The sequence below is a fragment of the Curtobacterium flaccumfaciens pv. betae genome (assembly GCF_026241855.1).
Taxonomy (GTDB): domain Bacteria; phylum Actinomycetota; class Actinomycetes; order Actinomycetales; family Microbacteriaceae; genus Curtobacterium; species Curtobacterium flaccumfaciens.
Genome location: NZ_JAPJDC010000001.1, coordinates 2,405,572 through 2,430,144, shown reverse-complemented (window position 1 = coordinate 2,430,144; position 24,573 = coordinate 2,405,572). Strand labels below are relative to the sequence as shown.

Here is a 24,573-nt window from a genome sequence, read left to right as displayed (position 1 = left end):
TTGCGTGCATGTCCACATCCCCGTCGCCGTCGTTCCCCGCCACCAGCGAGGCGGTCCGGTCGGCGGGCGCGACGATCACCGCCCCCGCCGAGACCGGGTCCACCAACGCGGACCTGCTCGCCGCCGCTCCGGAGCAGCAGCACGGCAGCGTCCTCGCGACCCTGCACCAGACCGCGGGCCGGGGTCGGCTCGACCGCACCTGGACCGCTCCGGCCGGTGAGACGCTGGCCGCCAGCGTGCTCGTCCGGGCGGACCTGGACGACCACGACCGCGGCTGGCTGCCGTTGGTGGCCGGCGCGGCCATGCGCGACGCGATCGCGTCGGTGCTCCCCACCGGCGCGGACGTCGTGGTGAAGTGGCCGAACGACGTGCAGGTCGCCGGGGACAAGGTGTGCGGGATCCTCTGCCAGGTCGCCGCCGACGGCAGCGTCGTGGTCGGGGCCGGCGTGAACCTGACGATCCCGGCTGATCGGCTGCCCACCCCGACGTCCACCTCGCTCCTGCTCGCCGGCGCGGTCGACGACGCACCCGCCCTGGCCGACGCGGTCCTGTCCGCCTTCCTGCGGTCCGTCCTGGAGGCGGTGGCCGGCCTGGTCACGGGTGGTCCCGCCGCCGAGACGGTCCGGTCTCACGTCCGCGCCGCGTGCGGCACCATCGGTCGCCGCATCCGCCTCGAGCTGCCGGACGGCACCGTCGAGGAGGCCGACGCGACCGGCATCGACGACGCCGGTCGCATCACGATCCGGGACCAGGCGGGGCGCACCAGGGGCGTCGCGGTGGGAGACGTCACCCACCTGCGGTATGCATGACGGCATGACCGCCGAGCCCCCGCCCGAACGTGTCGTCGCGCGCCTGCGACCGCACGCTCGTCGGCTGGTGCGCCCGGCGGTGTTCGTCGTGCTCGTCACCGCGGCCGGGGGGTTCGGCTTCGGCGTGTTCCAGGCGCAGCTGGCGTGGCTGAACGCCGTCGTCGCGCTCGTCGTCGTGGTGCTCGTCGTGTTCGGCGGCGCCGTCCCGCTGTTCCGCTGGATGTCGGAGCGGTACGTCGTCACCACCCGTCGCCTGGTCGTGGTCAACGGACTCGGCACGCGGACGCGGCGGGAGCTCCTGCACTCCCGCGGCTACGACGTCACCGTGCGGCGCCGCGGGCTGCAGGGGCTGTTCCGCTCCGGCGACGTGCTCGTGTTCCCCGGGGACGACCCGGCGGTGGTCCTCGCCGACGTGCCGCACGCCGACCTCGTCGTCGCCGTCCTCCACGACCTGGTGGAGGCGTACGAGGCCAGGCGCCGGCACCGTGAGCCGGACTGGGACGAGATCGTCGGCGGTCCGGACCGTCCGCCGTGGGGTGACGTGCGGGCCTGACCCCGGCCGGTGCGGGCGTCGCCGCGGGCGTCGCTGCGGCGCCGTGATGAGAGTTCGGCGAGAAACCGGTACCGTCTTCGACGTGCGTATCTCAGTGATCGGCTGCGGCTACCTCGGTGCCGTGCACGCCGCCTCCATGGCCAAACTCGGACACGAGGTTGTCGCCGTGGACGTCGACCCCACCAAGATCGAGCGGCTCGCTGCGGGCGAGGCCCCCTTCTTCGAGCCGGGCCTGCCCGAGATCCTGACCGAGGCCCTCGAGTCCGGTCGGATCCGCTTCACCACCGACATGGCCGAGGTCGCCGGCGCCCGCGTGCACTTCCTCGCCGTCGGCACCCCGCAGGGTCCGACCGGTGCCGCAGACCTGACTTACGTGGACGCCGCCGTCGCCGCGCTCACCCCGCACCTGTCCGCGGGCGAGTTCGTCGTCGGCAAGTCGACCGTGCCCGTCGGCACCGCCGCACGCCTGGCCGCCGAGGTCAGCGAAGCCGTCCCCGGTGCCACCCTCGTCTGGAACCCCGAGTTCCTGCGTGAGGGCTTCGCCGTGCAGGACACCATCGCGCCGGACCGCTTCGTCTACGGCGTGCCCGACGGCGAGGCCGGCGAACAAGCCGTCGCCGCCCTCGACGAGGTCTACGCCGAGGCGCTGTCCACCGGCACGCCCCGACTCGTCGTCAACCTGCCCACCGCCGAGCTCGTGAAGATCAGCGCCAACGCGTTCCTCGCCACGAAGATCTCGTTCATCAACTCGATGGCCGAGATCGCCGAGGTCGCCGGTGCCGACGTCACGGCGCTCGCCGACGCGATCGGCCACGACGCCCGCATCGGCCGGAAGTTCCTGAACGCCGGCCTCGGCTTCGGTGGCGGCTGCCTGCCGAAGGACATCCGTGCGTTCCAGGCGCGGGCGAACGAGCTGGGCGTCGGGGAGTCCCTGGCGTTCCTGGCCGACGTCGACGCCACGAACCTGCGCCGTCGCGCCCACGTCGTGGAGCTGGCCCAGGAGCTGCTCGGCGGGGTCGTCAGCGGCAAGCGCGTCGCGGTGCTCGGCCTGGCCTTCAAGCCGAACTCCGACGACGTCCGCGACTCGCCGGCCCTCGACATCGCGGCCCGCCTGCACGAACTCGGCGCCGTCGTCTCGGCGTACGACCCCGAGGCCGTCGTCACCGCGCGCCGCGTGCGCCCCGAGCTCGACTACGTCGAGAGCGCGGCCGAGGCACTGGGGGGAGCGGAGCTGGTGCTCGTGCTCACCGAGTGGACCGAGTTCCGCGAGCTCGACGCGACCGCCGCCGCCGCGCTCGTGGCGTCACCCGTCGTCATCGACGGCCGCAACTGCCTCGATCGCGACGCCTGGACCGCGGCGGGCTTCACGTACCGCGGCATGGGGCGCTGAGCATCATCCCGGGGGGCGGCAGCACGGGCATCGCGGACACAGACACGGGGACGACCGTGCCGCCACGTGCTGTCGCGCACGCGGCCGGGCCACGGACGCGGGAGCGGGAGCGCCACCGTCGTCGGTTCGGCGCGTTCCACGAGGGGCGGCACCCGTCGCGTTCCTCGATCCTGGCCAACGCTGCGCTGCTGCTCGTCGCCGCGGTCCTGGTCGGCGTCGTGGCCTACCGCACGCGGCTCGAGGTGACCAACATCGACGGCATCTCGTACATGTCGATCGCCGAGCAGTACGCTGGCGGGCACTGGGCCGAGGCGGTCAACGGCTACTGGTCCCCGATGGTCTCCTGGCTGATGGCGCCGTTCATGGTGATGGGGTTCGGACCGAGCACGGCGTTCGCGATCGTGAACCTGGCGGCGAGCACCGCCGTGATGGGCGTCGGCGCGTGGCTGCTGCTGCGGACGACCGGCAACGGCTGGACCGCCGCGTGGTCGATCGTGGCGACCGCCCCGCTGATGCTGGCGAACGTCGCCTTGCAGACGCCCGACACCCTCGTGCTGCTGTGGGGCCTGCTCTTCGTGTGGTCGTTGCTCGCGGCGGACCGCGCCTGGCACGGTTCGGTCCGGCGCATCGTCGTGGCCGCGGCGGTCGTCGGACTGGTGTGCGCCATCGGGTACTGCACGAAGGCGTTCCTGGTCCCCGTGTTCCTCGTGGTGGTGCCGTCGTGGGCGCTCGTCCGGTGGTTCCAGGACCGGCGGGACGCACGAGAACCGCGGTCGCTGCTGCTGCCGGTGGTCGCGCTCCTGACGGCGGTGCTGTTCTCCGCGCCCTGGGTGGGGGCGCTGTCGGCCAAGTTCGGTGGCATCGAGCTCGGATCGTCACTGACGGTCAACGTCTCGAAGAAGTTCTCCGACTCGTCCGGCAAGGACTACCAGGAGGTCCGGATCCCCTCGCCGCCGAACGGGCTGGCGGTGTCGCCGAACGAGGACCGCACCCCGTCGCTGTACGAGGCCGGCGTGTACACCGCCGAGCGCGAGCTGCCGGTCCGGCTGCCTGCCGGCACACCGGTCGCGGCCGAGCCCGACGAGAGCAGCACGACGACGCTCGTCGGCAAGGTCCGGTACTACGTCGAGCAGCGCCTCGAAGCGCTGCCCTTCTACTTCACCCGCATCGGCTCGTTCGCGCCCTTCGCCCTGGCCATCGGGGTGGTGTTCGTCGGTGCGGCCGTCGCCGGGGTGGTGCACTACCGGCGGTTCGTCTTCACGAGCATCGTCGGGCTGTTCTCCGGCGTGTACCTGCTCGGGTACGCGGGCATCGCGACGGTGGAGTCGTTGGGCGGCAACGCGCGGTACTACCTGCCGCTCTTCACGGGTTCGGTGCTCGTCGCCGGAGCCCTGCTGCCCACTTTCTGGCGCACGGTGCGGCGCGGTCGACGCATCCGCAAGGTCGTCGCCGTCCTCGGCTGTGTGCTGGTCGTGGTCGCTTCGTACAGTCAGAACGTGAACGGTGTCCGCGCCCCGTTCTCGACGTACGAGGTCCGCCCGTCGGGCATCCCGGCCGGACAGGTCCTCGGCGAGGTCATCCACCCCGACGAGCCGCTGGTCGACGCGCTCCTGGCGTCCGACGTCATCCCCGCCGGCAGCAGGATCCTCGGCACGAACACCCGCAACACGGTGCTCGTGGCGTTCCGGCTCGGTGCCCAGATGTACGGCGAGGACGGGCAGGCGTACGACTACCAGGACCCGGCCTTCGTCGGCCTGCTCCGCGAAGCGGACGTGCAGTACTTCCTGAACTACACGAACCCGCGCGACCCGCAGGTCCGCGACTACTCCGCCATCGGACCGGTGGTCGGCACGTTCCCGGTCTACCAGGTCTGCTCGGACGCCAAGGGCGCCCCGCAGCAGTCCTGCTCGGTGGACGTCATCCAGGTCGCCGAGCGCTGACCGAGACGGGCCACGGCCGCCACACCCCGCCCACGCCGACCGTGATCCCGGCGGCGACGAGGACGGCGACCAGGAGCACCACGGCGAACGGCACCGGACCGGTGGCCCCGTACCGCGCGACGCTCGTCGCCGACAGGGGGCCGTCGGCGGCGTTCCAGAACCAGGCGCTGACGACGGAGAGCCCCCAGAGCCCCACCGCCGGCAGCGCGACGGCGAGCGACCGGGTGAGCACGGTCCGTCCGGCGCCCGGCCCCGTGAGCCGCCGCCACGCGAGGGCGCTGAGCACCACGAGGCACACGAGTGCGGGGAACAGGTAGCGGCCCTGGGTGCCGGCCACCTCGGTCGTGTCCAGGTACGCCCGGGCGCTGCTCGCCGTCTGCAGGAGCAGCAGGAGTCCGGGGAACACCGCGAGGCACACCGCCGGCACCAGGGTGGGTCCGCGCCGGAACGCCCAGCCGACGAGCACGACGAGCGCGACGGCGGTCAGGACGGCGGTCAGGGTGTCACCGATGCTCACCTGCGCCCGCTGCCCGGGGGACCCCCAGAACGTCCGCGCGAGCGTTCCCCAGCTGACGTCGAGGAAGTGCCCGGGTGACGGGTGCTCACCCGCCGGGAACGGACGGTCCGGCCGGATCGCGGCGTAGCCGTCGGGTTGCAGGGTGTGGAACACGAGGAGGTTGCGCACCCACCACCACCCACCGATCGCCCCCGCCACGACGAGTGCGGCGGCCGTCCGGAGGAATCGTGCACCACCGGTCAGCGTGCCTGCTCCGGCGACGAGCACCACGAGCGCCACGAAGGGGATCGCCGGCAGCCCCGTGCCCTTCGTCGCGACGAGGAGTCCGAGCGCCACGGCGAGAGCGAGCAGGGTCCGGCGGCGGAGGTCGCCCGTGAGCAGCCGGGTCGCGAGCCACACCACCGTGCCTCCGAGCAGGAGCACCGGGGCGTCGTTCGTCACCGACGCCCCGACGGACGCCAGCTGCGGCAGGGCGAACAGTGCGAGGGCGCCGAACAGTGCCGCGCGCGGCGAGCGCGTCAGGCGGCGGACCGCTGCCCACGTCAGCAGCGCGAGCGGGGTCACGAGCGCGGCGTCGACGAGCCGGAGGGCGACGAGCGCGTGGTCCCAGCGCAGCGAGCCGTGGTGCAGGACCCGGAGCACGGCGGCGTCCGCCAGGTACGCCGTCGGGGGGTGCTGGGTCATCTGGTTCACCGTCCGGGAGTCGCCGGGGTGTTCCTGCAGCAGCGCGCTGACGGTCGACCAGGACGACGCATCCCCGGAGGCCTGCTCCTGCTGCGCGGCCCCGACGGCGTTCGACACGTGCAGGGTGCCCGGGTCGGGCCACCCGGAGCCGGTCGCGACGTGCAGGGCGGCGTCGAAGTGGGCCGGCTCGTCCGGTGCCTGGAACGCCGGGACGACGAGCGCCCAGAGGACGAGCCAGAGGCCGAACGCGGCGGTCAGCACCGCGGTCCGCAGGGCCTCCGCCCGGGTGACGAGGGGGTGCGGTGCGTGCTGCATCGCTCCGAGACTACTGGCCGGACGCCTCGGACCGGGACGTCGCGGCGACGGTCGCGTCCTCGACGGTGTCGGCTCCGGCGCGCTCGTCCGGTCCGGTGCGTCCGACGCGCTCCGGGTGGTAGACCCACACCTTGTAGAGCCAGAAGCGGAACACGGTGCCGAGCAGCAGCCCGATGACGTTGCCGGAGACGTTGTCGGCCAGCGCCGACGTGAAGCCGAGGACGTAGTGGGAGACGGCGAGGCAGCCGAGCGAGATGACCATGCCGCCGAGGGACACGACGACGAACTCGACCCCCTCGCGGGTGGCAACGGCCCGTCGCTGCTCGCGGAACGTCCAGTACCGGTTGCCCATCCAGTTGACGAAGATGGCGACCGTCGTGGAGACCACCTTCGCCCAGAACGGTCCCGAGTGCACGTCCTCCGGGTTCAGCAGGGTCGACCGCAGCACGTTGAACACCGTGGTGTCCACGACGAAGCCGACGGCACCGACGACGCCGAAGCGTGCCAGCTGGGCGATGAGGCGCCGCACGAGCCCTCCAGGATCCGTAGAGTTGTGACCGGTCGTGCAGAGCGCGACCCGAACAGCGATTGTAGACAACGCGTTCACACCATGCGGTGGGAACGCCGGAAGGATCACACAGCATGGCGTTGCGCGTCGGGGTCATCGGTGGGGGACAGCTGGCACGGATGATGGTGCCGGCCGCGGTCGAATTGGGGATCGACATCCGGGTGCTCGCCGAGGGGCCGGGCATGTCCGCAGGCATCGCCGCCACCGCCGAGGGCGACTACCACGACGCCGCCACGGTGCTCGAGTTCGCCCGGCAGGTCGACGTCGTGACCTTCGACCACGAGCACGTGCCGCAGGACGTCCTGCGCAGCCTGGTCGACGCGGGCGTGGCGGTCCACCCCGGTCCGGACGCGCTGGCCGTCGCCCAGGACAAGATCACCATGCGCCGCCGGCTGAGCGAACTCGGCTTGCCGGTGCCCGACTGGGCCGCCGTGCACGGTCCCGACGAACTCCGTGCCTTCCTCGCCGAGCACGGTGGCCGAGCCGTCGTCAAGACGCCGCGGGGCGGCTACGACGGCAAGGGCGTCCGGGTGGTCTCTGACGCTTCCGACGTCGACGACTGGTTCATCGCCGTGGCCGAGGCCGGCGGCGACCAGGCCCTCCTGGTCGAGGAGCTCGTCCCCTTCACCCGCGAGCTCGCGCAGTCCGTGGCACGCCGACCCTCCGGGCAGGTCGTCGCCTGGCCGCTCGTCGAGACCGTGCAGCGCGACGGGGTCTGCGCCGAGGTCATCGCACCCGCTCCGGACAGCGCCGGCCGGATCGCCGACCTGACCGAGTCGATCGCCGTCCGCATCGCCGAAGAACTCGGGGTGACCGGCGTGCTGGCCGTCGAGCTGTTCCAGACCGACGACGAACGCATCCTGATCAACGAACTCGCGATGCGTCCGCACAACACCGGGCACTGGACCATCGACGGTGCCACCACGAGCCAGTTCGAGCAGCACCTGCGAGCGGTCCTCGACCTGCCGCTCGGAGCCACCGGCTCGTTCGCCCCGGCGTCCGTCATGGTGAACGTGCTCGGCGGACCCGCGGACGGCGACCTCGCCGCCCGGTACCCCGCAGCGCTCGAGGCCTTCCCCGAGGCGAAGTACCACTTCTACGGCAAGGCGCCCCGGCCCGGCCGGAAGATCGGGCACGTTACGGTGCTCGGTGACGACGTCGACGACGTCGTGTACCGCGCCCGCGCGGCCGCAGCGCACTTCGACGACTGAGGTCGCGTCACCGACGTGACCGGATGACGTCACTGGAGGCCCGTGGCGACGCCGCCACGGGCCTCCCGTAGTGTCCCGGGTGCGGGACGCACTTGTCGGCCGCTCTGCGGACACCCCCTCGGGTGGCACCCGGTCGGGAGGCTGGCGGGGGTCGGGACCGCGTGTTCCCCTGGAACGGTCCGTGCCCACCGTCCAGGGAGTCCCCATGCGCCGCCGTCCGCGCCGTGCCGCCGTCTGCGGCGCCGCCGTCGCCCTCGTCGCAGCCGTCGCCGGCCTGCTGCCGACCGCGTCCGCGTCCGCAGCGACCTCGGCCGCCACCATCCGCTCGGCCACGTCCGCGTCGCTCTACGGCGCCGGGCCGTACCGGTCGCCGACGAGCGAGGCCGCGAAGGCGCAGGCCGCCCTCGCCGCCACCGACCCGGCCGGAGCCGCTGCGGCGGGGACCATCGCCGGCCACCCCGTCGCCACCTGGCTCGGCGACTGGAGCCAGGGGACGCAGCTGACCAAGACGATCAGCACCGCCCTCACCGGGGCCGAGCAGTCCGGTACCACCCCCGTGTTCGTGCTCTACGCGATCCCGGACCGCGACTGCGGCGGGTACTCCGCCGGGGGCTTCGACGAGCGGTCCTACGACGCCTGGGTCGACCAGGTCACCGCGGCGCTCGCCGGGCACCGTGCAGCCGTCATCGTCGAACCGGACTCGCTCGCGATGCTCAGCAACGCCAAGTGCAGCACCGCGCTCGACGAGCAGCGCTACCGCATCCTGTCCCGCACCGTCGCCGGGCTGACCGCCGCCGGGGTCCCCGCCTACCTGGACGCCGGCAACTCGAACTGGGTGCAGCCGGCGCTGATGGCGTCGCGGCTGAACAGTGCGGGCGTGCAGCAGGCCCGCGGGTTCTTCACGAACGTCGCGAACTACTACCCGACCGCGCAGGAGCAGGCGTACGCGCAGAAGGTGTCCGCCGCGACCGGGGGCTCGCACTACGTGATCGACACCTCGCGCAACGGGCAGGGCTGGCGCGGCACCTGGTGCAACGGGCCGGGTGCCGGTCTGGGCACCTCGCCCCGGGTGGTGTCCGACGGCACGGCGCTCGACGCCCTGCTGTGGGTGAAGACCCCCGGCGCGAGCGACGGCACCTGCAACGGTGCCCCGGCTGCAGGCAAGTGGTTCTCTTCCTACGCGCAGGCGCTGGTCGCGAACGCCCGGCTCGGGGTGCCCACCGCGGACCTGGCCCCGCGCGGTGCGCTCGAGGCCGTCGTCGGTGCCGGCGGCGGAGTCCGCGTGCGCGGCTGGGCCTTCGACGAGGACGACCCGACGCAGCCGGTCCGGGTCCGGGCGACGGTGGACGGTGTCGCCGCCGGCGTGCTGAGCGCGGACCGCACCCGCCCGGACGTCGACGCGGCGTACGGCGTCGGGGAGCCCCACGGGTTCGACACCGCGGTGCCGGCCGCCGAGGGCCTCCGCCGCGTCTGCGTCACCGCGGTGAACATCGGCGCGGGGTCCGACTCCGAGCTCGGGTGCGTGCAGGTGCGTGCCCTCCGGCACGACCCGTACGTCGGCCTCGAGTCGGTGACCGTCGCGGTCGGTGGCGTCGCCGTGACGGGCTGGGCGTTCGACGGGGACGCTCCGGACACGGCCAGCACGGTCGCGTTCACAGTCGACGGACGGGTCGTCGCGTCCCGGTCCGCTGATCGGGCCCGGGCCGACGTCGACCGGACCTGGGGCGCCGGTCCCGCGCACGGGTTCGCCGAGATCGTGGCCTCGGGGGCGGGGAAGCACACCGTGTGCGCGATCGCCCGGAACATCGACGGCGGCGCGGACCGGACGGCGAGCCCGTGCCGGAGCGTCACGGTGCCCGTCGCGGCCCCGGTCGGCCGGAGCGAATCAGCGTCGTCGGGATCGGCTGGTCGCGTCAGCGTCCGGGGGTGGGCGTTCGACCGGGACGCCGTGCAGCGTCCGGTCACGGTCCGGGTGAGCGTCGGCGGCCGGGTCGTCGGCAGTCTCGTCGCCGATCGGCAGCGCAGCGACGTCGACCGTGTCCACGGCGGCGGCGAGCACCACGGGTTCACCGGGTCGGTGCCGGTCGCGTCCGGGAAGCGATCGGTGTGCCTCACCGCGGTCGGGATCGGGAAGGGCGGCGACACGTCGCTGGGCTGCGCGACGGTGCAGGTGCGCTGACCGCGACCGCGACCGCGACGGCGACCGCGACCGCGAGGGCGAGCGGAGCGGTCGCCTGGGCGGGTGCGGCTGCGACCGTCCGGCGGGTACGGGAGAATGGCGCCATGCCGCGTGAACTCGTCCGCCGGGCCGTCCGTCGGCTCCGCCGCGCCGTCGTCGGCGCGCCGCGTCCCGATGCCGAGCACGAGCATCAGCCCGAGCAGCAGCAGGCGACGGCCACTCCAGCCGTGCCGCTGCCGGTCCTCGGGTACGTCGTCGCGGGCGCGGGCGGTGCACACCCCGCGTCCGCCCACGTCCGCGTCGTGCGCCGGGTGGAGCACCTGTCGGACGCCGGTGCCGCCGAGGTCCGACAGGTCGATCCCGTGGCCTTCGTCGCGGGCGCCGACACCACCGCGTACACCGCGGTCCTCGTGCAGCGCGACGTCCTGCCGCGCACCGTCGTACAGCCCTTCCTCGAGACCGCGGCGCGGCGGGGGATCCGGGTGGTGGCCGAGGTCGACGACGACTTCTTCACGGTGTCCGGCCGGGCACGGCTGGCCCGTGCCGAGTACGACCCGGACCGCCTGGCCTCCATCGACGCCCTGGTGCGCGGCGCCGACACCGTGATCGTGAGCACGCCGGAGCTCGCCGAGGTGGTGCGTCCGGTCGCCCGGCACGTCGTGGTCGTGCCGAACGCCCTCGACCCGGGGTTATGGACGTCCGGCGCGACCGACGACGACGACGAACGGCCGGCCGGCGAGCACCGCGTGCTGTACATGGGAACGCTCACCCACGCCGCCGACCTCGAACTGCTCCGGGACGTCTTCGCCGACCTGGCCACCGCCGACGGCACCCCGATCCGGCTCGAGGTCATCGGCGTCACCGAGGACGGCGACGCCGGCTGGTTCCGCCGGCTCGAGGTGCCCGACGGGCACTACCCGGCGTTCTCCCGCTGGCTCGTCGCCCACCGCGCGCGCTGGCGTGCGGGGGTCGCGCCGCTGCGCGACGAGGAGTTCAACCGCGCGAAGAGCGACCTGAAGTTCCTGGAGTACACGGCACTCGGGCTGCCGGCCGTGGTCTCCGACCGGCCGTCGTACGCCGTGGCCGAACGGTACGGAGCGGTCGGGGTCCCCGACGACGTCGACGCCTGGCGGGCAGCCGTCCGCGCCGCGGTCGAGCGTGGGGCGCCCGACGAACGGGCCGAGCGGTGGGTCCGCGACGCGCGGACGATCGGCCGTGACGGTGACACCTGGCGGCGGGTGCTGCTCGGCTAGGCTCGGCGTGTGACCGACTCCGCAGCCCCAGCACAGCCGCTCGTCTCGATCATCATGGGGTCGGACTCCGACTGGCCGACCATGCGGGCCGCGGCCGACATCCTCGCCGAGCTCGGCATCCCGTTCGAGGCGGACGTGGTGTCCGCGCACCGCACGCCCGACAAGATGACCCGCTTCGCCAGGGGTGCCGCCCAGCGGGGCATCCGGGTCGTGATCGCCGGTGCCGGTGGGGCTGCCCACCTGCCCGGCATGGTGGCCTCGATGACGACGCTGCCCGTGATCGGCGTGCCCGTCCAGCTGGCACGGCTCGACGGACTCGACTCGCTCCTGTCGATCGTCCAGATGCCGGCCGGCATCCCGGTCGCGACGATGGCGATCAACGGCGCGGCGAACGCCGGACTGCTCGCCGCGCGGATCATCGGGTCCTCCGAGCCCGGTGTCGCGGCGCGGCTCACGGAGTACGCCGAAGGACTCGAGCGCCTGGTCGAGGAGAAGGCCGCGCGCCTCCGCGACTCCCTCTGACGTCCGCTGCGCTCCCCGTACCGTTCGACACCCCTCGTACTGGGGACGCCCTGGCGAAGTCAACCCCCCGCGCAGGATGGACAACGCAACTACCGTGGACCCCGGACGGCCGAGGGCCGGCAGTCCGGCACCCACGGGAACGGGTGCGAATCGTCATGTCAGGGAGTGACAGCTCATGCAGAAACGCGCGATCACGAGAGCCGCACTCTCCGTCGTGCTCCTGGGAGTCGTGCTGGTCGCCGGGCCGTTCGGTCAGGTGAGCGCCGCCTCGGCAGCGAACACATCCGCGCCGGTCGGGAACATCGGCAAGTTCAAGCAGACGTTCCGCGAGGACTTCCGGACGACCGCGGCGGCCAAGGGGAAGTTCGCCGCGTCCTACGCGAAGTCGTGGCAGCCCTACCCCGACGGGACGGGCGGGATGTACTACTCGGGGACGCAGATCAGTGCGATCAACGGGAACATGGACGTCCGTCTCGACGGCAAGCGCGGGTCAGCCGGCACGTTCGGCTCGCCCACGGGCGCGTGGGGACACAAGGGCGGGAAGTTCACGGTGCGCGCCATGGCCGCCGGCGGCAACGGGAACGGTGCCGCCTTCATGCTGTGGCCGACGTCGGACAAGTGGTCGGACGGGGAGATCGACTACCCGGAGGCCAACTTCGAGTCCGCTCCGATGCTGCACCACCACTCGATGACGCCCGGACGTGAAGCGACGGCGACCAGCCTGAGCACCGGGACGACGTGGCGCTCGTGGCACACCTACTCGATCGAGTGGATCCCCGGGAAGTCCGTGTCGTACTCGCTCGACGGGAAGGTCATCAAGACGGTCACCAGGGACGTCCCGACCACCGCGCACCGCTACATGTTCCAGGTGGGCAACTGGGGCGGGGTCGGCCACCTGTACATCGACTGGGTCACGACCTACTCGTACACGGGCTGACCGCCGGACGGGCAGCTGCACGCCGTCAGAGGTCGGCGTGCAGCTGCCAGGTCTCGGCGGCGGAATCGCTCCAGTCGTACATGCGTGCGCGATCGGGGCCGGCGACGGCCAGCTGCCCGGCGAGCAGGGGGTCGTTGACCACCTGGTAGACGGCCTGCGCGAGCCGCTCCGGGTAGGACTCCTTCGGACCGATGGCGACGGTGACACCGGCGTCGGAGGCGACCTCGGACACGGCGGGGTCGTCCGAGTGCACGACCGGGGTGCCGAAGCTCATCGCCTCGATGACGGGCAGCCCGAACCCCTCGGCCAGGCTCGGGAACACGAACACGGTGGCCCGGTCGTAGACCACGGCGAGGTCGGCGTCGTCGATCCGCCCGAGCACCTTCACCCGGTCACGCGAGAGACCGGCTCGTTCCGCCGTGCCGTACACGTCGACGTCGCCCCAACCGTCCGGGCCGGAGATGACGAGCGGGATGTCCGTCGGCGCGTCGGGGTGCGCCATCGCCTCGATCAGGGATCCCAGCGCCTTCCGCGGCTCGAGCGTGCCGACGGCCAACACGTACCGCTCGGGCAGCCCGAGCCGCTCGGCGCGGAGATCGGCGTCGACGGGCAGCCGGAGCCGCCCGCTCGGCGCTCCGCCGATGACCCGGAGCCGGTCGTCGAACCGGTGGATCTCGTTGAGCGCACTCGCCACCGCGTGGGTCGGCACCACCACGGCGTCGGCGTGCTTCCACGCACGCTTGACCATCGCCTTGTGGAAGTGGACGCCGCGCGGCGTCAGGGTCTCGGGGTTGGTCCACGGGACCGTGTCGTGCACGGTGACGACGGTCTGCCGGCCCGGGTCCTGGAAACGGTCGTGCCGGACCAACGGGGCGAGCACGCTCGGGGCGTGCACCATGCCCTTCGCCAGGCTGCCGACGATCCCGCCCTGCCAGGCGAGGGAGAGCTCGCGGCGCGGGAGCGGCAGCCGGTCGAGGTCGGCGAGCCCGGGCAGCAGGGTCCGGATGTGGGTGAGTTCGTCGCGGCCCACCGCCGAGACGACGCCGGACACCTCGCAGCCGGCGGGGGCGTGCTCGATGAGGTGGCGGGTGAGCTCTTCGGCGTACCGACCGATGCCTCCGGGGACCGGGGCGACGACCTGGTCCACGATGACGTGGAGCGTTGTCATGTGGTGCGCCTCCTCGTGGTGCTGCCGTGCGCGCGGCGCGGCCGAACGCCGACCCTATCAGTCGGCACGGGGCGCTCCCGGAGCGCCACCGCCCAGCGCGGCGGCGGCCGTCTTCCGGCGGTGGCGCGCCGCGAGCAGTGCGCCGACCCCGGCCAGCACGACGTCCCCGATGGTCATGAAGACCCGGCTGATGACGGCGAGGGCGAGCGGCGCCGATCCGCCGGCCACGCTGCCGAGGAGCAGGACCAGGATGCCCTCGCGCGGCCCGATCCCCGCCGGGGCGATGACGACCACGAACCCCACGAGCCAGGCGACGGCGTACGCGCCGACGGCCACCGGGAAGAGCGTGGGCGAGTCGGCTCCGAAGACCCGCAGCACGAGGGTCGCCTGGACTCCGTACGCCAGCCACATGACGAGCGACCAGACGAGCGACATGACGGTGCCCGTCCACGTGAGGGTGGTGTCCTGGGCGGGGCGACGCAGGACCCGGAACGCGACGGCGATGAGGCGGCCGAGCACCGGCGGGGTCAGGCAGACGAGCCCCACCACGATCAGGGGGATGAGCCACCAGAACGTCGCGAACCCGGTGGAGGAGGCCAGCAGGACCGCGACGATCCCGACGACGGCCGCGGTGACCATGCTCACGAGCATCGACGCCAGTGCCGCGACGGCGCTGCCGGTGCGCTGCAGGCCGTGTGCGCGCCCGAGTTCGGCCTGAGCGGCGATGGACCAGACGCCGCCGGGGATGTACTTGCCGAGCTGTCCGACGAAGAAGATCGAGGACGCCGCGGCGAGGCGCACCCGGAACCCGCTCGCCGACATCATGGCCCGCCAGGAGAGCATGTTCGCCACGAGGGCGACGATCGTCGCGGCGACGCCGAGGACGATCGTGCCGGCGTCGAGCCGCACGAAGTCGCGACTGATGGCGTCCCACTGCCGCGCGATGCTCCAGACCAGGAACGCGAGGGCCACGACGGCCGCCACCCACTTGACGACGGTGAGCACACGGGCCCGCCGTCCGGTCGTCGGGACGGCGCCGATCGCGGCGTCGGCGGAGGTGTCGAGCGGGTCCGGGGACCCCGCGGCCGACCCCGTAGGCTGTTGTGCGTCCATCGACCGACAACTCTAAGGGAGCGCGCTGGATGCGACCCGATCCGGAACTCCGCCCGACCCTGCTCGTCGCTGCGTCGACCTTCCCCGCCGAGGCCGGCGACGGCACGCCCGGCTTCGTGCTCGACCTCGCGACGGCCTTGTCGGACGAGTACCGCGTGGTGGTGGTCGCCCCGATGACGAAGGGTGCCCGCGCGCACCAGCGGATCGGGGACGTCGAGGTCCGTCGGTTCGGTTACTTCCCGTCGCGCTGGCGTGACCTGGCGGACGGCGCGATCGTCGACAACCTGCGGGCGAAGAAGTCCCGTTGGCTGCAGGTCCCGTTCTTCTTCGTGTCCATGGCCGCCGCGCTGGGCCGAGAGCGCCGCCGCTCGCAGCCCGACGTCGCGCTGCTGCACTGGATCATCCCGCAGGGAGCCGTCGGCCGCGTCGTGCTCGGCGACCTGCCCCGCGTCGTGACCACGCTGGGCGGCGACCTGTACGCGCTGCGCCACCCGGTCCTCCAGGCCGTCAAGCGGTCCGTCATCCGCAGCGCCGCATCGGTGACCTGCATGAGCACCGACATGGCGCGCGAACTCCGGAAGCTCGGCGCCCGTGACGACCAGGTGCACGTCGTCCCGATGGGTGTCGACCTCGACCCGATCACGCGTGCCGTCGAGCGCGAGACCCGGGTGCCCGGCCGGGTGCTCTTCGTCGGCCGTCTGGTCGAGAAGAAGGGCGCGACCGTCCTCCTCGACGCCCTCGACCGCATGGCCGAGCAGCCCACCGAGGTGGCCGTGGTCGGGGACGGTCCGCTGCGCGCCCAGCTGCAGGCCCGTGCCGGTTCGGCCGTGACGTTCCTCGGCGCGCAGGGGAAGGAAGCGCTCGCGTCCGAGTACGCGAAGGCGGCGATCGCGCTCTACCCGTCGGTGCCGGCCGCCAACGGCGACCGCGACGGCCTGCCGGTGGCGCTCCTCGAAGCCATGTCGGCCGGCTGCGCCATCGTCGCCTCGGCGGTCCCCGGCATCGTCGACGTCGTCGAGGACGGCGTGAACGGGCTGCTCGTCGAACCCGGCGACGCCCGCGCGCTCGCGGCGGCGATCGATCGCCTGCTCGCCGATCCCGCGCTGGCCGAGCGGCTCGGCCGCGCCGCGGCCGACACCGCCGCGGCACACACCGTCGGCGCCGTCGGCGACCGGTACCGCACCCTGCTCACCGCCGCACGCGCCCGGTAGCCGGGAGCGTCCCCTCGACGAGGTGACGCGACCACAGGCAGCCTGGAGGCGCGTGGCGGCGCCGTCACGCGCCTCCAGGCCCGCAGAGTCGTTGCGTCCCGGTCCCGGGACCTGACGCCCGTCAGGCTGCGCGGCGGTCGTCGTCCGGGAGCCGTGCGTCGTCGGCGCGGGCGGGCGGGCCGCCGACGCGTCCGCGTCGCACGGTGATCGTCCGTGCGACCCGTTTGGCCAGCCGGTGCGCCGGCAGCTCGACGAGCCGGGCGAAGAGCCCGGCGACCACGACGGCGACCGGGATCGCCACGAGCATCGTGAGCCACGGCACCGAGGTGGGCAGCAGGTAGGCGACCGACACCGTGATCGGCTCGTGCACCAGGTACAGGCTGAACGAGAGCCGTCCGAGCGCTCGGGGGACCGGTCCGAGCATCACGCGTTCCGCCGGCAGCCACTTCCCGCACAGCAGGACGATGAGCCCGGCCGAGGCGACGACCACCATCGGGACGTGAATGCCGACCAGGGAGCGGGGGAGCCACCACTCGAACGTGATGCCGAGCACCGCCAGTCCGGCGAGGACCCAGCCCGGGCCACGCCGGATCTCGGGGATCCGCTCCCACCCGGCTGCCAGGGCGGACCCGAGCAGGAACATCGGCAGGTACATCAGCCAGTCCTCGCGGTACTGCCGGCCGAGTGCCGAGAGCAGGAGCGCGGCGATCGCGGTGAGCCACCACACCCGGTGCGTGGCCTTCGCGATGAGCACGAAGAGCGGCAGCAGGAGGGAGAACGCGACCTCCCACGTCAACGACCACAGGGGGCTGTTGAGTCGGGTCGGCGCGACCAGGGTCAGGTCGCCCAGCAGGCCGCCGGCGGTGAGCGGTTCGACGTGCCGGAGCAGCCAGCCCGAGGCCCCGGCTTCGGGGGTCCGAGGGACGAGCAGGAACAGGGCCAGCGCCAGGCCGACCGAGGCGATCACGGGGATGTAGAGCCGGAGCAGGCGGCTCGGGTAGTAGGCGATCCAGTCCTGTGCGCGGCGGAGTGCGGGGAGCGTCAGCACGAAACCACTCAGGACGAAGAAGACGAAGACCGCTTCGCCGCCGGCCCAGAACACGTGGAGGGGCGTGTCGACGAGCCAGGCGCGGTTCGCCGGGATCGGCTGGCCGTTGTTGCCGTCGGAGAGCGTCGGCACCACGAGGAGTCCGTGGTGGATCAGGACGACGGCGGCGGCGACGCCACGGAGTCCGTCCAACGACCCGATGCGACCCGCGGGGCGATCACGCATGCGGCGATCCTACTGCTCGGCGGGTTCGGCCCCGATGGGTGCGCGACGGGCGCGGATGGCTTCGACGGTCGTCGCGACCCCCTGGGGGAACGGGACGAAGGTGCGGTCGCCGACCTGCGGCAGCACCTCGGACCGCATGCGGAGGTCGAGTCCCTGGAACGTGGCCGAGGGGTCGGCGCCCTCGCGGATGTCCAGGCGGCTGCCGATCGCCTGCTCGACCGCGTCGATGACGTCGGCGATCGTCGCCGGCTGCCCGGAGGCCAGGATCTTCGTGACCGCGGCCGCAGGGGGACCCTGCTCGACGAGGTCGATGGTCCGGAGCACCATGTCGACGGCGTCGTCGATGTACAGGTAGTCGCGGGTGGTCGACATCGGCACGTAGATCGACGACGGCCGGCCCTCGAGGTGGGCGAGGGTGAGCTGCGAGACGAGCCCCTGCGGCTTGCCGAGGTTCGCGCCCGGGCCGTAGAGGTTCGAGATCCGCCCCACAACCAGGCGCGTGCCGGTCTCGGCGGCCCACGTCCGGAACTGGGCCTCGGCGGCGAGCTTCGCGTGGCCGTAGGGAGCCAGCGGGAGCGGTTCGGTGCCCTCGTCGAAGGGCGGTTCGGCGCTGCCGGCGTAGACCGCTCCGGCCGACGACGCGAAGAAGAGCGTGCCGTCTCCGGACGGGTCGTCCCGGGTCGCGTCGAGGACCCGGGCGATCAGGCGCTGCTCCTCGTCGAAGACGTCGGCTCCGGTGGCGACGACCCCCGTGCCCGCGCACCACAGCACGCGCCAGCGGCCGGGCTGCGACCGCACCGAGCGGAAGGCGTCGACGAGTGCCTCGACGGCGGCGTCCTGGTCGTCCCACGGCACGCGGGCGGCGGTGGTCGCTGCGCCCGAACCGACGAGTGACCGGTGCACGGCACCGCCGAGGAACCCGCCGGCGCCGACCACCAGGGTGGACGGCTGGGTCATGCGCGGAAGATCCCGGCCTCGGTCGCCGCGTGCAACGCCTCGCGCCAGTCGCGCATCGGGGCGAGGCCCGCGCGCGACCAGGCGTCGTGGCCGAGCACGCTGTACGCCGGGCGGGGTGCCGGACGGACGAAGGCACCGCTGTCGGTCGGCAGGACGCGCTCCGGGTCGAGACCGTTCTCGGAGAAGATCGCCCGGGTGAAGTCGTACCACGAGCCCTGACCGCTGTTCGTGCCGTGGTAGATGCCGGCGGGGGCGTCCGCGTCGAGGAGCTCGACGATGCGTGCGGCCAGGTCTCCGGTCCAGGTGGGCTGCCCGACCTGGTCGGTGACCACGCTCACGGTGTCGTGGGACGCCGCGAGCCGGAGCATGGTCGCGGCGAAGTTGGGTCCGTGTGCGCCGTAGATCCACGCCGTCCGGACGACGTACGAGGAGTCCGGCGCGATCGCGCGGACGCGGGCTTCGCCGACGGCCTTGGACCGGCCGTAGGCGTTCAGGGGGTCCGTGGGGGCGTCCTCGGCGTAGGGAGCGGTGCCGTTGCCGTCGAAGACGTAGTCCGTCGAGATGGTCACGAGCTTGGCCCCGTGCCGCACCGCGGCCTCGGCGAGCAACGCCGGCCCGTCCGCGTTCACCGCGGTCGCGGTGTCCTCGTGGGTCTCCGCGTCGTCCACCTTCGTGTAGGCGGCCGAGTTGATCACGACGTCGTGCCCGGCGACCGCGGCGTCGACGGCCTCGGGATCGGTGATGTCCAGCTCGGCACGGGAACGGGCGGTGACGTCGCGGCCGGCCAGGGCGTGCTGCAGGTCGTGGCCGAGCATGCCGGCGGCGCCGGTGATGAGGTACCGGGTCATGGTGTCGCTTCCGTGTCGGGGGTGGCGGTCGAGCAGGGTCGGCCCAGGAGCACGCCGGTGTGCTCCTGGGCCGCGGCGGCTCAGGAGAGTGCGGCGCGTTCCTTGAGCGGCTCCCACCAGCTGCGGTTGTCGCGGTACCACTGCACGACGTCGGCGAGGCCCTGCTCGAACGGCACCTGCGGCTCGTAGCCGAGCTCGCTGCTGATCTTCGAGATGTCGACCGAGTAGCGCAGGTCGTGGCCGAGTCGGTCGGCGACGCGGTCGACGTACGACCAGTCCTTGCCGGTCGCGTCCAGGAGCAGCTGCGTCAGCTCCTTGTTGGTCAGCTCGGTGCCGCCGCCGATGTTGTAGATCTCGCCGGCGCGACCACGGGTCAGGACCATCGCGATGCCGCGGGTGTGGTCGTCGACGTGCAGCCAGTCACGGATGTTGTTGCCCTCGCCGTAGAGCGGGACGTGCAGGTCGTCGATGAGGTTCGTGACGAAGAGCGGGATGACCTTCTCGGGGAAGTGGTAGGGCCCGTAGTTGTTCGAGCAGCGGGTGATGGAGAGGTTCAGCCCGTGCGTGCGGTGGTAGCTGCGGGCGAGCAGGTCGCTGCCGGCCTTCGACGCCGAGTACGGCGAGTTCGGCTCGAGCGGGCGCTCCTCGTCCCACGACCCCTCGCTGATGGAGCCGTAGACCTCGTCCGTGGACACGTGGACGAAGCGCTCGGTGCCGTGGCGGAGCGCCGCGTCGAGCAGACGCTGGGTGCCGACGACGTTCGTCTCGACGAAGATGCCGGAGTCGCGGACCGACCGGTCGACGTGGGACTCGGCGGCGAAGTGCACGATCGCGTCGATGCCGGGGATCACCTCGTCGAGCTTCGCGGCGTCGCGGATGTCGCCCTGCACGAACGTGTACCGGGGGGAGTCCGAGACCGGAGCGAGGTTCTCGAGGTTGCCCGAGTAGGTCAGTGCGTCGTAGACGACGACCTCGGCGCCTTCGAGTCCGGGGTACGCGTCCTGCAGGGTGCGTCGGACGAAGTTCGAGCCGATGAAGCCGGCTCCGCCGGTGACGAGGATCTTCACGAGGTCTGGTTCCTTTTCGGAGTCGGTGTGGTTCTGGGATCGGTGTGCTCCGGTCGGCGGTGGCCGTCCGGTGGTGCGTCGGTCGTCGGCGTCCCGTTCAGGATCGCCGGCCGACCGTGGATCGGTTGACGATACCAGCCGGTCACAGCCCTGCCGCGTCGTCGCCACGCCTGCGGCGGCGCCGGACGAGCAGGGTGACGACGGTGCAGGCGAGGACGGCGAGGACGATGCTGCCGCCGGTCAGCAGGTACCCGGTCCGGGCGCCCGGCACCGCGTACCGCAGCTCCACCGTGTGCTCGCCGCCGGGGACCCACACGGCGGCGCCGGCGTCGTCGGCCGCGACGAGGTCGGTCGGTTCGCCGTCGACGGTCGCCGTCCAGCCGGCACGCTGGAGCGAGTCGGAGACGACCACCCAGCCGCTCCCGGTGGCGTCGACCTCGGCGACCGTGCTGTTCACGTCGCTGTCGCGCAGGGTGATCTCGGCGCTCGAGTCCGGGTCGGCCGTGTGCTCGGACGGCGCGCTCAGGACGACGGTCGAGTCCGGCAGTGACTGGTCGGCGAGTGCCCGGACGCGCGCCGGTCCGGTGCGTTCCACCACCTGGCCGGAGGCCCAGCGCACGCGGTCCAGGGCGTTGCCGCGCTCGTAGATCGTCGCATCGCCGGTGTGCACCACGCGGACGCCGTCGCCGGAGACCGGACGGGTGATGCTCATCACGGCGTCGCCGGCGTCGTCGGTGCCGATCGGAACGAGCTTGTCCTGCCCGGTCACGGTGATCCGGACGTGCCACGAGGTCGACGTCGGGATGGTGGAGCCCTGGAGCGCCACGTTCCGCGGGCCGCCGAGGCCCGGCACGTGGGTCGACGTCGAGGTGATCGTCTTGCCGGAGTCGTCGGCGATGATCGCCACGTCGAGGGTCATGCCCCCGGGCGTCAGGGTCGGGGCCGGCGGACCGGTGAAGGTGATGCCGTTCACCGGGCCGGTGTTGCTGGCCGAGTCCACCGAGGGGTTTTCCGCGGTCAGGTCGGACCACTTCGTCTGCGCTGCACCCGGCTCGGCGGTGCCGGCGAGCGGCCCCGACGGATCGGCGACGAGGTACTTCGTGCTGAGCCGGTCGAGGATCCCCGACCGGGCGAGCGACGGCATGAGGTTCGGTTCGAACGTCAGGTAGGTGGCCGTCGGGTACGTGTCCGGGTCGACCGCCCGCATGAGGTCCTTCCACTCGCCCGTCTGGAACGCGTGTCCGGTGGTCTCGCGGATCCGGTAGTAGGAGGACGACCCCGGGAGCATGGCGCTGCCGGTGGCGGCGTAGCGGTCCTGCGCGGAGACGTGTTCCTGCAGGTAGTCGATGGCGGGGGTGGTCGGGTAGAACGTGGACGAGGGCGCGATCGGCCACCAGGGCTTCGTGGCCGTCACTGCGGGGACGACGACGAGCGCGACGACCCCGATCGCGGCGACGGTCGCCAGCACCCGCGACCGGAACACCCAGACGAGCACGACGAGCACGACGGTGACCGCGCCGAGGATGCCGACCGCCAGGATCTCGAGCTTGGTGCGGTGCACGTACTCTTCCGCGATCGGCGGGATCGCGAGCAGGGTCTGCATCCCCACGCCGACGGCGGTGAACAGCACGACGGCGACGGCCGCGATCCGACCGGTGCGCCGGAGGGGCCCGGCGGCGCGGAAGCGTGCCAGCTCGTCGCGGAGGTTCTCCGGCTGCACGAGGCGGCCGAAGCCCACCCCGGCCATGGCAGCGGCGAGGAACATCACGACGACGCGAGCGCGACCGATCGGGTTCGTGTCGAAGACCGGCAGCTCGCGGACGGCGGACAGGACGGGGCCGCCGAGGTAGACGATGACCACCGCGAGCGCCAGCATCGAGGCGACGATCGCGACGACGCCGCGGGTGCGACGTCGGGCCAGGTCGTGCCGTGCGCGGACGGCCGGCGTGGCGTCGTCGGGCAGGGCCGCGGCGGTGTGCGTCGCCGGGCGGATGAGGACCGCCACGGCGACGAGCACCACGGCCGCGATCCCCAGGTAGGAGTACTCCTCCACCGGGTTGCGGATGCCCCAGGCGGGGCCGGTGCTCTGCACGAACGAGATGTCGGGCACCCACGCGCTGACGAGCGGCGGGGTGCCGAGACCGTTCGGGCCGCTCTGCCCACGGCCGCTGAAGTCGACCAGGCTCGAGGCGTTGATGGCGAAGGGGACGAGCTGCCACGCGGACAGCAGCAGGCCGAACAGGATGCCGCCCACCGCGATCGCCCCGCTCACGACCACGGGGACCCACCGTCGGTGCGCGACGATCGTGCGGACGAGGAAGTACAGCCCACCGATGAAGAGGGCGTAGCCGACGATGGCCGGGAACCCGCCGAGCAGCATCGACGCGAGCGGCACGCCCACGGCGATGACGTCACGCGCGCGGAGCTCCACCGCGGCGCGGTCGATCGCCCAGAAGAGCAGGGGGATGCAGGCCGCGACCCGTGTCTGCGGCCAGTTCGACCACGCGACCATGAAGCCGGACGACGAGTACACGAGGGCGGCGATCGCCCAGCCCGCGCGGGGGACACCCCAGCGGCGCAGCAGCAGGGACATGCCGACCGTGACGACGACGACCTCGAGGAGCTTCACCCAGCCCGGCGCGGCCGCCAGGGGGAGGATCCACCAGGGCAGCGCGAGCGGGGACCACGCGCCCGAGTCGGGCACGCCGCCGAGTTCCGCGCCGCCGGCGACGTAGGGGTTCCACGCGCCGAAGACGCCCTCGTGGGCGAGGCGGGTCAGGAGCGAGGTCTGCGGCGCGACGGTGTCGATCGTGTCGCTGTTCAGGATGTTGGTCGGCGTCGTCGTCGACTGGAACACCGCACCCCACGGGGTGTACCGGCCGAGCAGGCCCGTGTTCAGGAAGGTGCCGTGTCCGATCAGTGCCGGTCCGATGGTCCAGACGACGAACGCTGCGAGCGCAGCCCAGGCCGCGATCTCCACCCAGCTGCCGGGTCGACGGACCCAGAGCGCGAAGCGTGTCCGCCGGTCGAGCACGGACGCTCCGCGCTCAGTCCCCATACCGCTGCAGCTTCTGCAGGTCGAGCTGTTCCTCGGCCAGGGTCCGGTTCAGGCGGGTCAGGTCCGCCACCACGCCGATCACGATGCTCAGCACCGCCGTGATCAACAGGACGACGCCGAGGATGATCGACTGCAGGTGGTTGCCGCCGGTGTGCATCGCCAGCAGCACCAGGTACCGGACGAGCGGCCAGGCCCCGAGCGCACCGAGGATCGCCGCCACCCAGAGGAACAGCGCCATCGGCCGGTACATCAGGTAGACGCGGGCGATCGCCGAACCCGACTGGAACATGTGCTGCCAGATGTTCTTGAACAGCCGCGACTCGCGGGTCTTCGGGTTCGTCGTGATCGGCACGGAGGCGATGGCCAGGCGCTTGTAGCCGGCCTGCACGATGGTCTCCATGCAGTAGCTGAAGCGCGTGACGATGTTCAGGCGGATGAGCGAGTACTTCGAGTACGCGCGGAACCCGCTCGCGGCGTCGGGCAGGTCGAGCCCGGCGGCGCGGCTGGCGACCCACGAGCCGAAGCGCTGCATGAGCTTCTTGAAGCCGGAGAAGTGCTCGATGGTCCGCGTCTGCCGGTCGCCGATGACGATCTCGGCCTCTTTCCGGAGGATCGGCTGCACCAGTTCGGCGATCTGCGACTGCGGGTACTGGTTGTCACCGTCGGTGTTGACGACGATGTCCGCGCCGTGGAGCAGCGCGTAGTCGACGCCGTCCCGGAAGGAGCGGGCGAGCCCCATGTTCGTGGTGTGGTGCACGAAGTGCTTGACACCGTGCTCCTTGGCGACCTCGACGGTGCGGTCGGTGCTGCCGTCGTTGATCACCAGGATCTCGATCTCATCGATGCCGTCGATCTCCCGCGGGATGGAGTCGATGACGCTGGCGAGGGTGTTCTCCTCGTTGAGGCAGGGGATCTGGATGAAGAGCTTCACGGGTTCGCAGTGTCTCGTTTCATGGGGTCCGGCAGGTGCGCGAGGCCATGACAGCCTATGCGAACCCAC

Annotated in this window: 20 protein-coding genes; 10 read left to right on the top strand and 10 right to left on the bottom strand. The window is 72.5% G+C overall.

What is annotated here, in order from left to right:
* Positions 1–8 precede the first annotated feature (8 nt).
* The 4 genes from ORG17_RS11345 (at position 9) to ORG17_RS11330 (ending at position 4,692) form a co-directional block, all read left to right on the top strand.
* Positions 9–809 (top strand): biotin--[acetyl-CoA-carboxylase] ligase, encoded by an 801-nt coding sequence (locus tag ORG17_RS11345; RefSeq protein WP_214525931.1) that lies wholly within the window; start codon positions 9–11, stop codon positions 807–809.
* Positions 810–813: 4 nt separating this feature from the next.
* Entirely contained in the window at positions 814–1,362 is a 549-nt protein-coding gene (locus tag ORG17_RS11340) for a PH domain-containing protein (RefSeq protein WP_071244247.1), read from the top strand.
* An 82-nt stretch (positions 1,363–1,444) separates the two neighbouring features.
* Positions 1,445–2,752 (top strand): UDP-glucose dehydrogenase family protein, encoded by a 1,308-nt coding sequence (locus ORG17_RS11335; RefSeq protein ID WP_071244242.1) that lies wholly within the window; start codon positions 1,445–1,447, stop codon positions 2,750–2,752.
* A 56-nt stretch (positions 2,753–2,808) separates the two neighbouring features.
* Positions 2,809–4,692 carry a hypothetical protein gene (locus ORG17_RS11330; protein WP_214525930.1) on the top strand — a complete coding sequence of 628 codons (1,884 nt, stop codon included), beginning with the start codon at positions 2,809–2,811 and terminating at the stop codon, positions 4,690–4,692.
* Here ORG17_RS11330 and ORG17_RS11325 read toward each other — a convergent pair.
* Positions 4,670–6,208 (bottom strand): DUF2142 domain-containing protein, encoded by a 1,539-nt coding sequence (locus ORG17_RS11325; protein ID WP_214525929.1) that lies wholly within the window; start codon positions 6,206–6,208, stop codon positions 4,670–4,672. The two genes, ORG17_RS11330 and ORG17_RS11325, sit on opposite strands and share 23 nt — an antisense overlap.
* A 10-nt stretch (positions 6,209–6,218) precedes the next feature.
* Positions 6,219–6,737, bottom strand: coding sequence for a GtrA family protein (locus ORG17_RS11320; RefSeq protein WP_111056096.1), 519 nt, complete (start codon positions 6,735–6,737; stop codon positions 6,219–6,221).
* Positions 6,738–6,850: 113 nt separating this feature from the next.
* On the opposite strand from ORG17_RS11320, the gene ORG17_RS11315 reads away from it, so the two are divergent.
* The 5 genes from ORG17_RS11315 (at position 6,851) to ORG17_RS11295 (ending at position 12,878) form a co-directional block, all read left to right on the top strand.
* Entirely contained in the window at positions 6,851–7,987 is a 1,137-nt protein-coding gene (locus ORG17_RS11315; protein ID WP_027466473.1) for a 5-(carboxyamino)imidazole ribonucleotide synthase, read from the top strand.
* Positions 7,988–8,192: 205 nt separating this feature from the next.
* On the top strand, positions 8,193–10,166 hold the full coding sequence (locus ORG17_RS11310; RefSeq protein ID WP_214525928.1) for a glycoside hydrolase family 6 protein: 1,974 nt from the start codon (positions 8,193–8,195) through the stop codon (positions 10,164–10,166).
* 104 nt (positions 10,167–10,270) lie between these two features.
* The gene (locus tag ORG17_RS11305; protein WP_214525927.1) at positions 10,271–11,419 is read left to right on the top strand and encodes a glycosyltransferase family protein; all 1,149 of its coding nucleotides are present in this window, start codon (positions 10,271–10,273) and stop codon (positions 11,417–11,419) included.
* A 54-nt stretch (positions 11,420–11,473) separates the two neighbouring features.
* Positions 11,474–11,941 carry a 5-(carboxyamino)imidazole ribonucleotide mutase gene (purE, locus tag ORG17_RS11300; RefSeq protein WP_071244222.1) on the top strand — a complete coding sequence of 156 codons (468 nt, stop codon included), beginning with the start codon at positions 11,474–11,476 and terminating at the stop codon, positions 11,939–11,941.
* A gap of 175 nt (positions 11,942–12,116) precedes the next feature.
* Positions 12,117–12,878, top strand: coding sequence for a glycoside hydrolase family 16 protein (locus tag ORG17_RS11295; protein WP_027466475.1), 762 nt, complete (start codon positions 12,117–12,119; stop codon positions 12,876–12,878).
* A gap of 25 nt (positions 12,879–12,903) precedes the next feature.
* Here ORG17_RS11295 and ORG17_RS11290 read toward each other — a convergent pair whose 3' ends face one another.
* The gene (locus ORG17_RS11290; protein WP_071244218.1) at positions 12,904–14,046 is read right to left on the bottom strand and encodes a glycosyltransferase family 4 protein; all 1,143 of its coding nucleotides are present in this window, start codon (positions 14,044–14,046) and stop codon (positions 12,904–12,906) included.
* A gap of 57 nt (positions 14,047–14,103) precedes the next feature.
* A complete protein-coding gene (locus ORG17_RS11285) occupies positions 14,104–15,159 on the bottom strand; it encodes a lysylphosphatidylglycerol synthase transmembrane domain-containing protein (RefSeq protein ID WP_214525926.1) in 1,056 nt (351 codons plus the stop codon).
* 29 nt (positions 15,160–15,188) lie between these two features.
* On the opposite strand from ORG17_RS11285, the gene ORG17_RS11280 reads away from it, so the two are divergent.
* Positions 15,189–16,370 (top strand): glycosyltransferase family 4 protein, encoded by a 1,182-nt coding sequence (locus tag ORG17_RS11280; RefSeq protein WP_111056092.1) that lies wholly within the window; start codon positions 15,189–15,191, stop codon positions 16,368–16,370.
* A 121-nt stretch (positions 16,371–16,491) separates the two neighbouring features.
* On the opposite strand, the gene ORG17_RS11275 is transcribed toward ORG17_RS11280, so the two are convergent.
* From ORG17_RS11275 to ORG17_RS11250, 6 genes are all read right to left on the bottom strand, one after another.
* The gene (locus ORG17_RS11275) at positions 16,492–17,643 is read right to left on the bottom strand and encodes an acyltransferase family protein (protein ID WP_214525925.1); all 1,152 of its coding nucleotides are present in this window, start codon (positions 17,641–17,643) and stop codon (positions 16,492–16,494) included.
* 9 nt (positions 17,644–17,652) lie between these two features.
* Positions 17,653–18,600: an NAD-dependent epimerase/dehydratase family protein gene (locus tag ORG17_RS11270; RefSeq protein WP_051596916.1), complete on the bottom strand. Its 948-nt coding sequence runs from the start codon at positions 18,598–18,600 to the stop codon at positions 17,653–17,655.
* A complete protein-coding gene (rfbD, locus tag ORG17_RS11265; RefSeq protein WP_111056090.1) occupies positions 18,597–19,448 on the bottom strand; it encodes a dTDP-4-dehydrorhamnose reductase in 852 nt (283 codons plus the stop codon). Before rfbD ends, ORG17_RS11270 begins: the two co-directional genes overlap by 4 nt.
* An 80-nt stretch (positions 19,449–19,528) precedes the next feature.
* Complete coding sequence (rfbB, locus tag ORG17_RS11260) at positions 19,529–20,515, bottom strand: dTDP-glucose 4,6-dehydratase (protein ID WP_027466479.1); 987 nt, start codon at positions 20,513–20,515, stop codon at positions 19,529–19,531.
* A gap of 142 nt (positions 20,516–20,657) precedes the next feature.
* Positions 20,658–23,573, bottom strand: coding sequence for a glycosyltransferase family protein (locus tag ORG17_RS11255; RefSeq protein ID WP_214525924.1), 2,916 nt, complete (start codon positions 23,571–23,573; stop codon positions 20,658–20,660).
* Entirely contained in the window at positions 23,563–24,504 is a 942-nt protein-coding gene (locus ORG17_RS11250; RefSeq protein ID WP_027466481.1) for a glycosyltransferase family 2 protein, read from the bottom strand. Before ORG17_RS11250 ends, ORG17_RS11255 begins: the two co-directional genes overlap by 11 nt.
* Between the last annotated feature and the right edge of the window lie 69 nt (positions 24,505–24,573).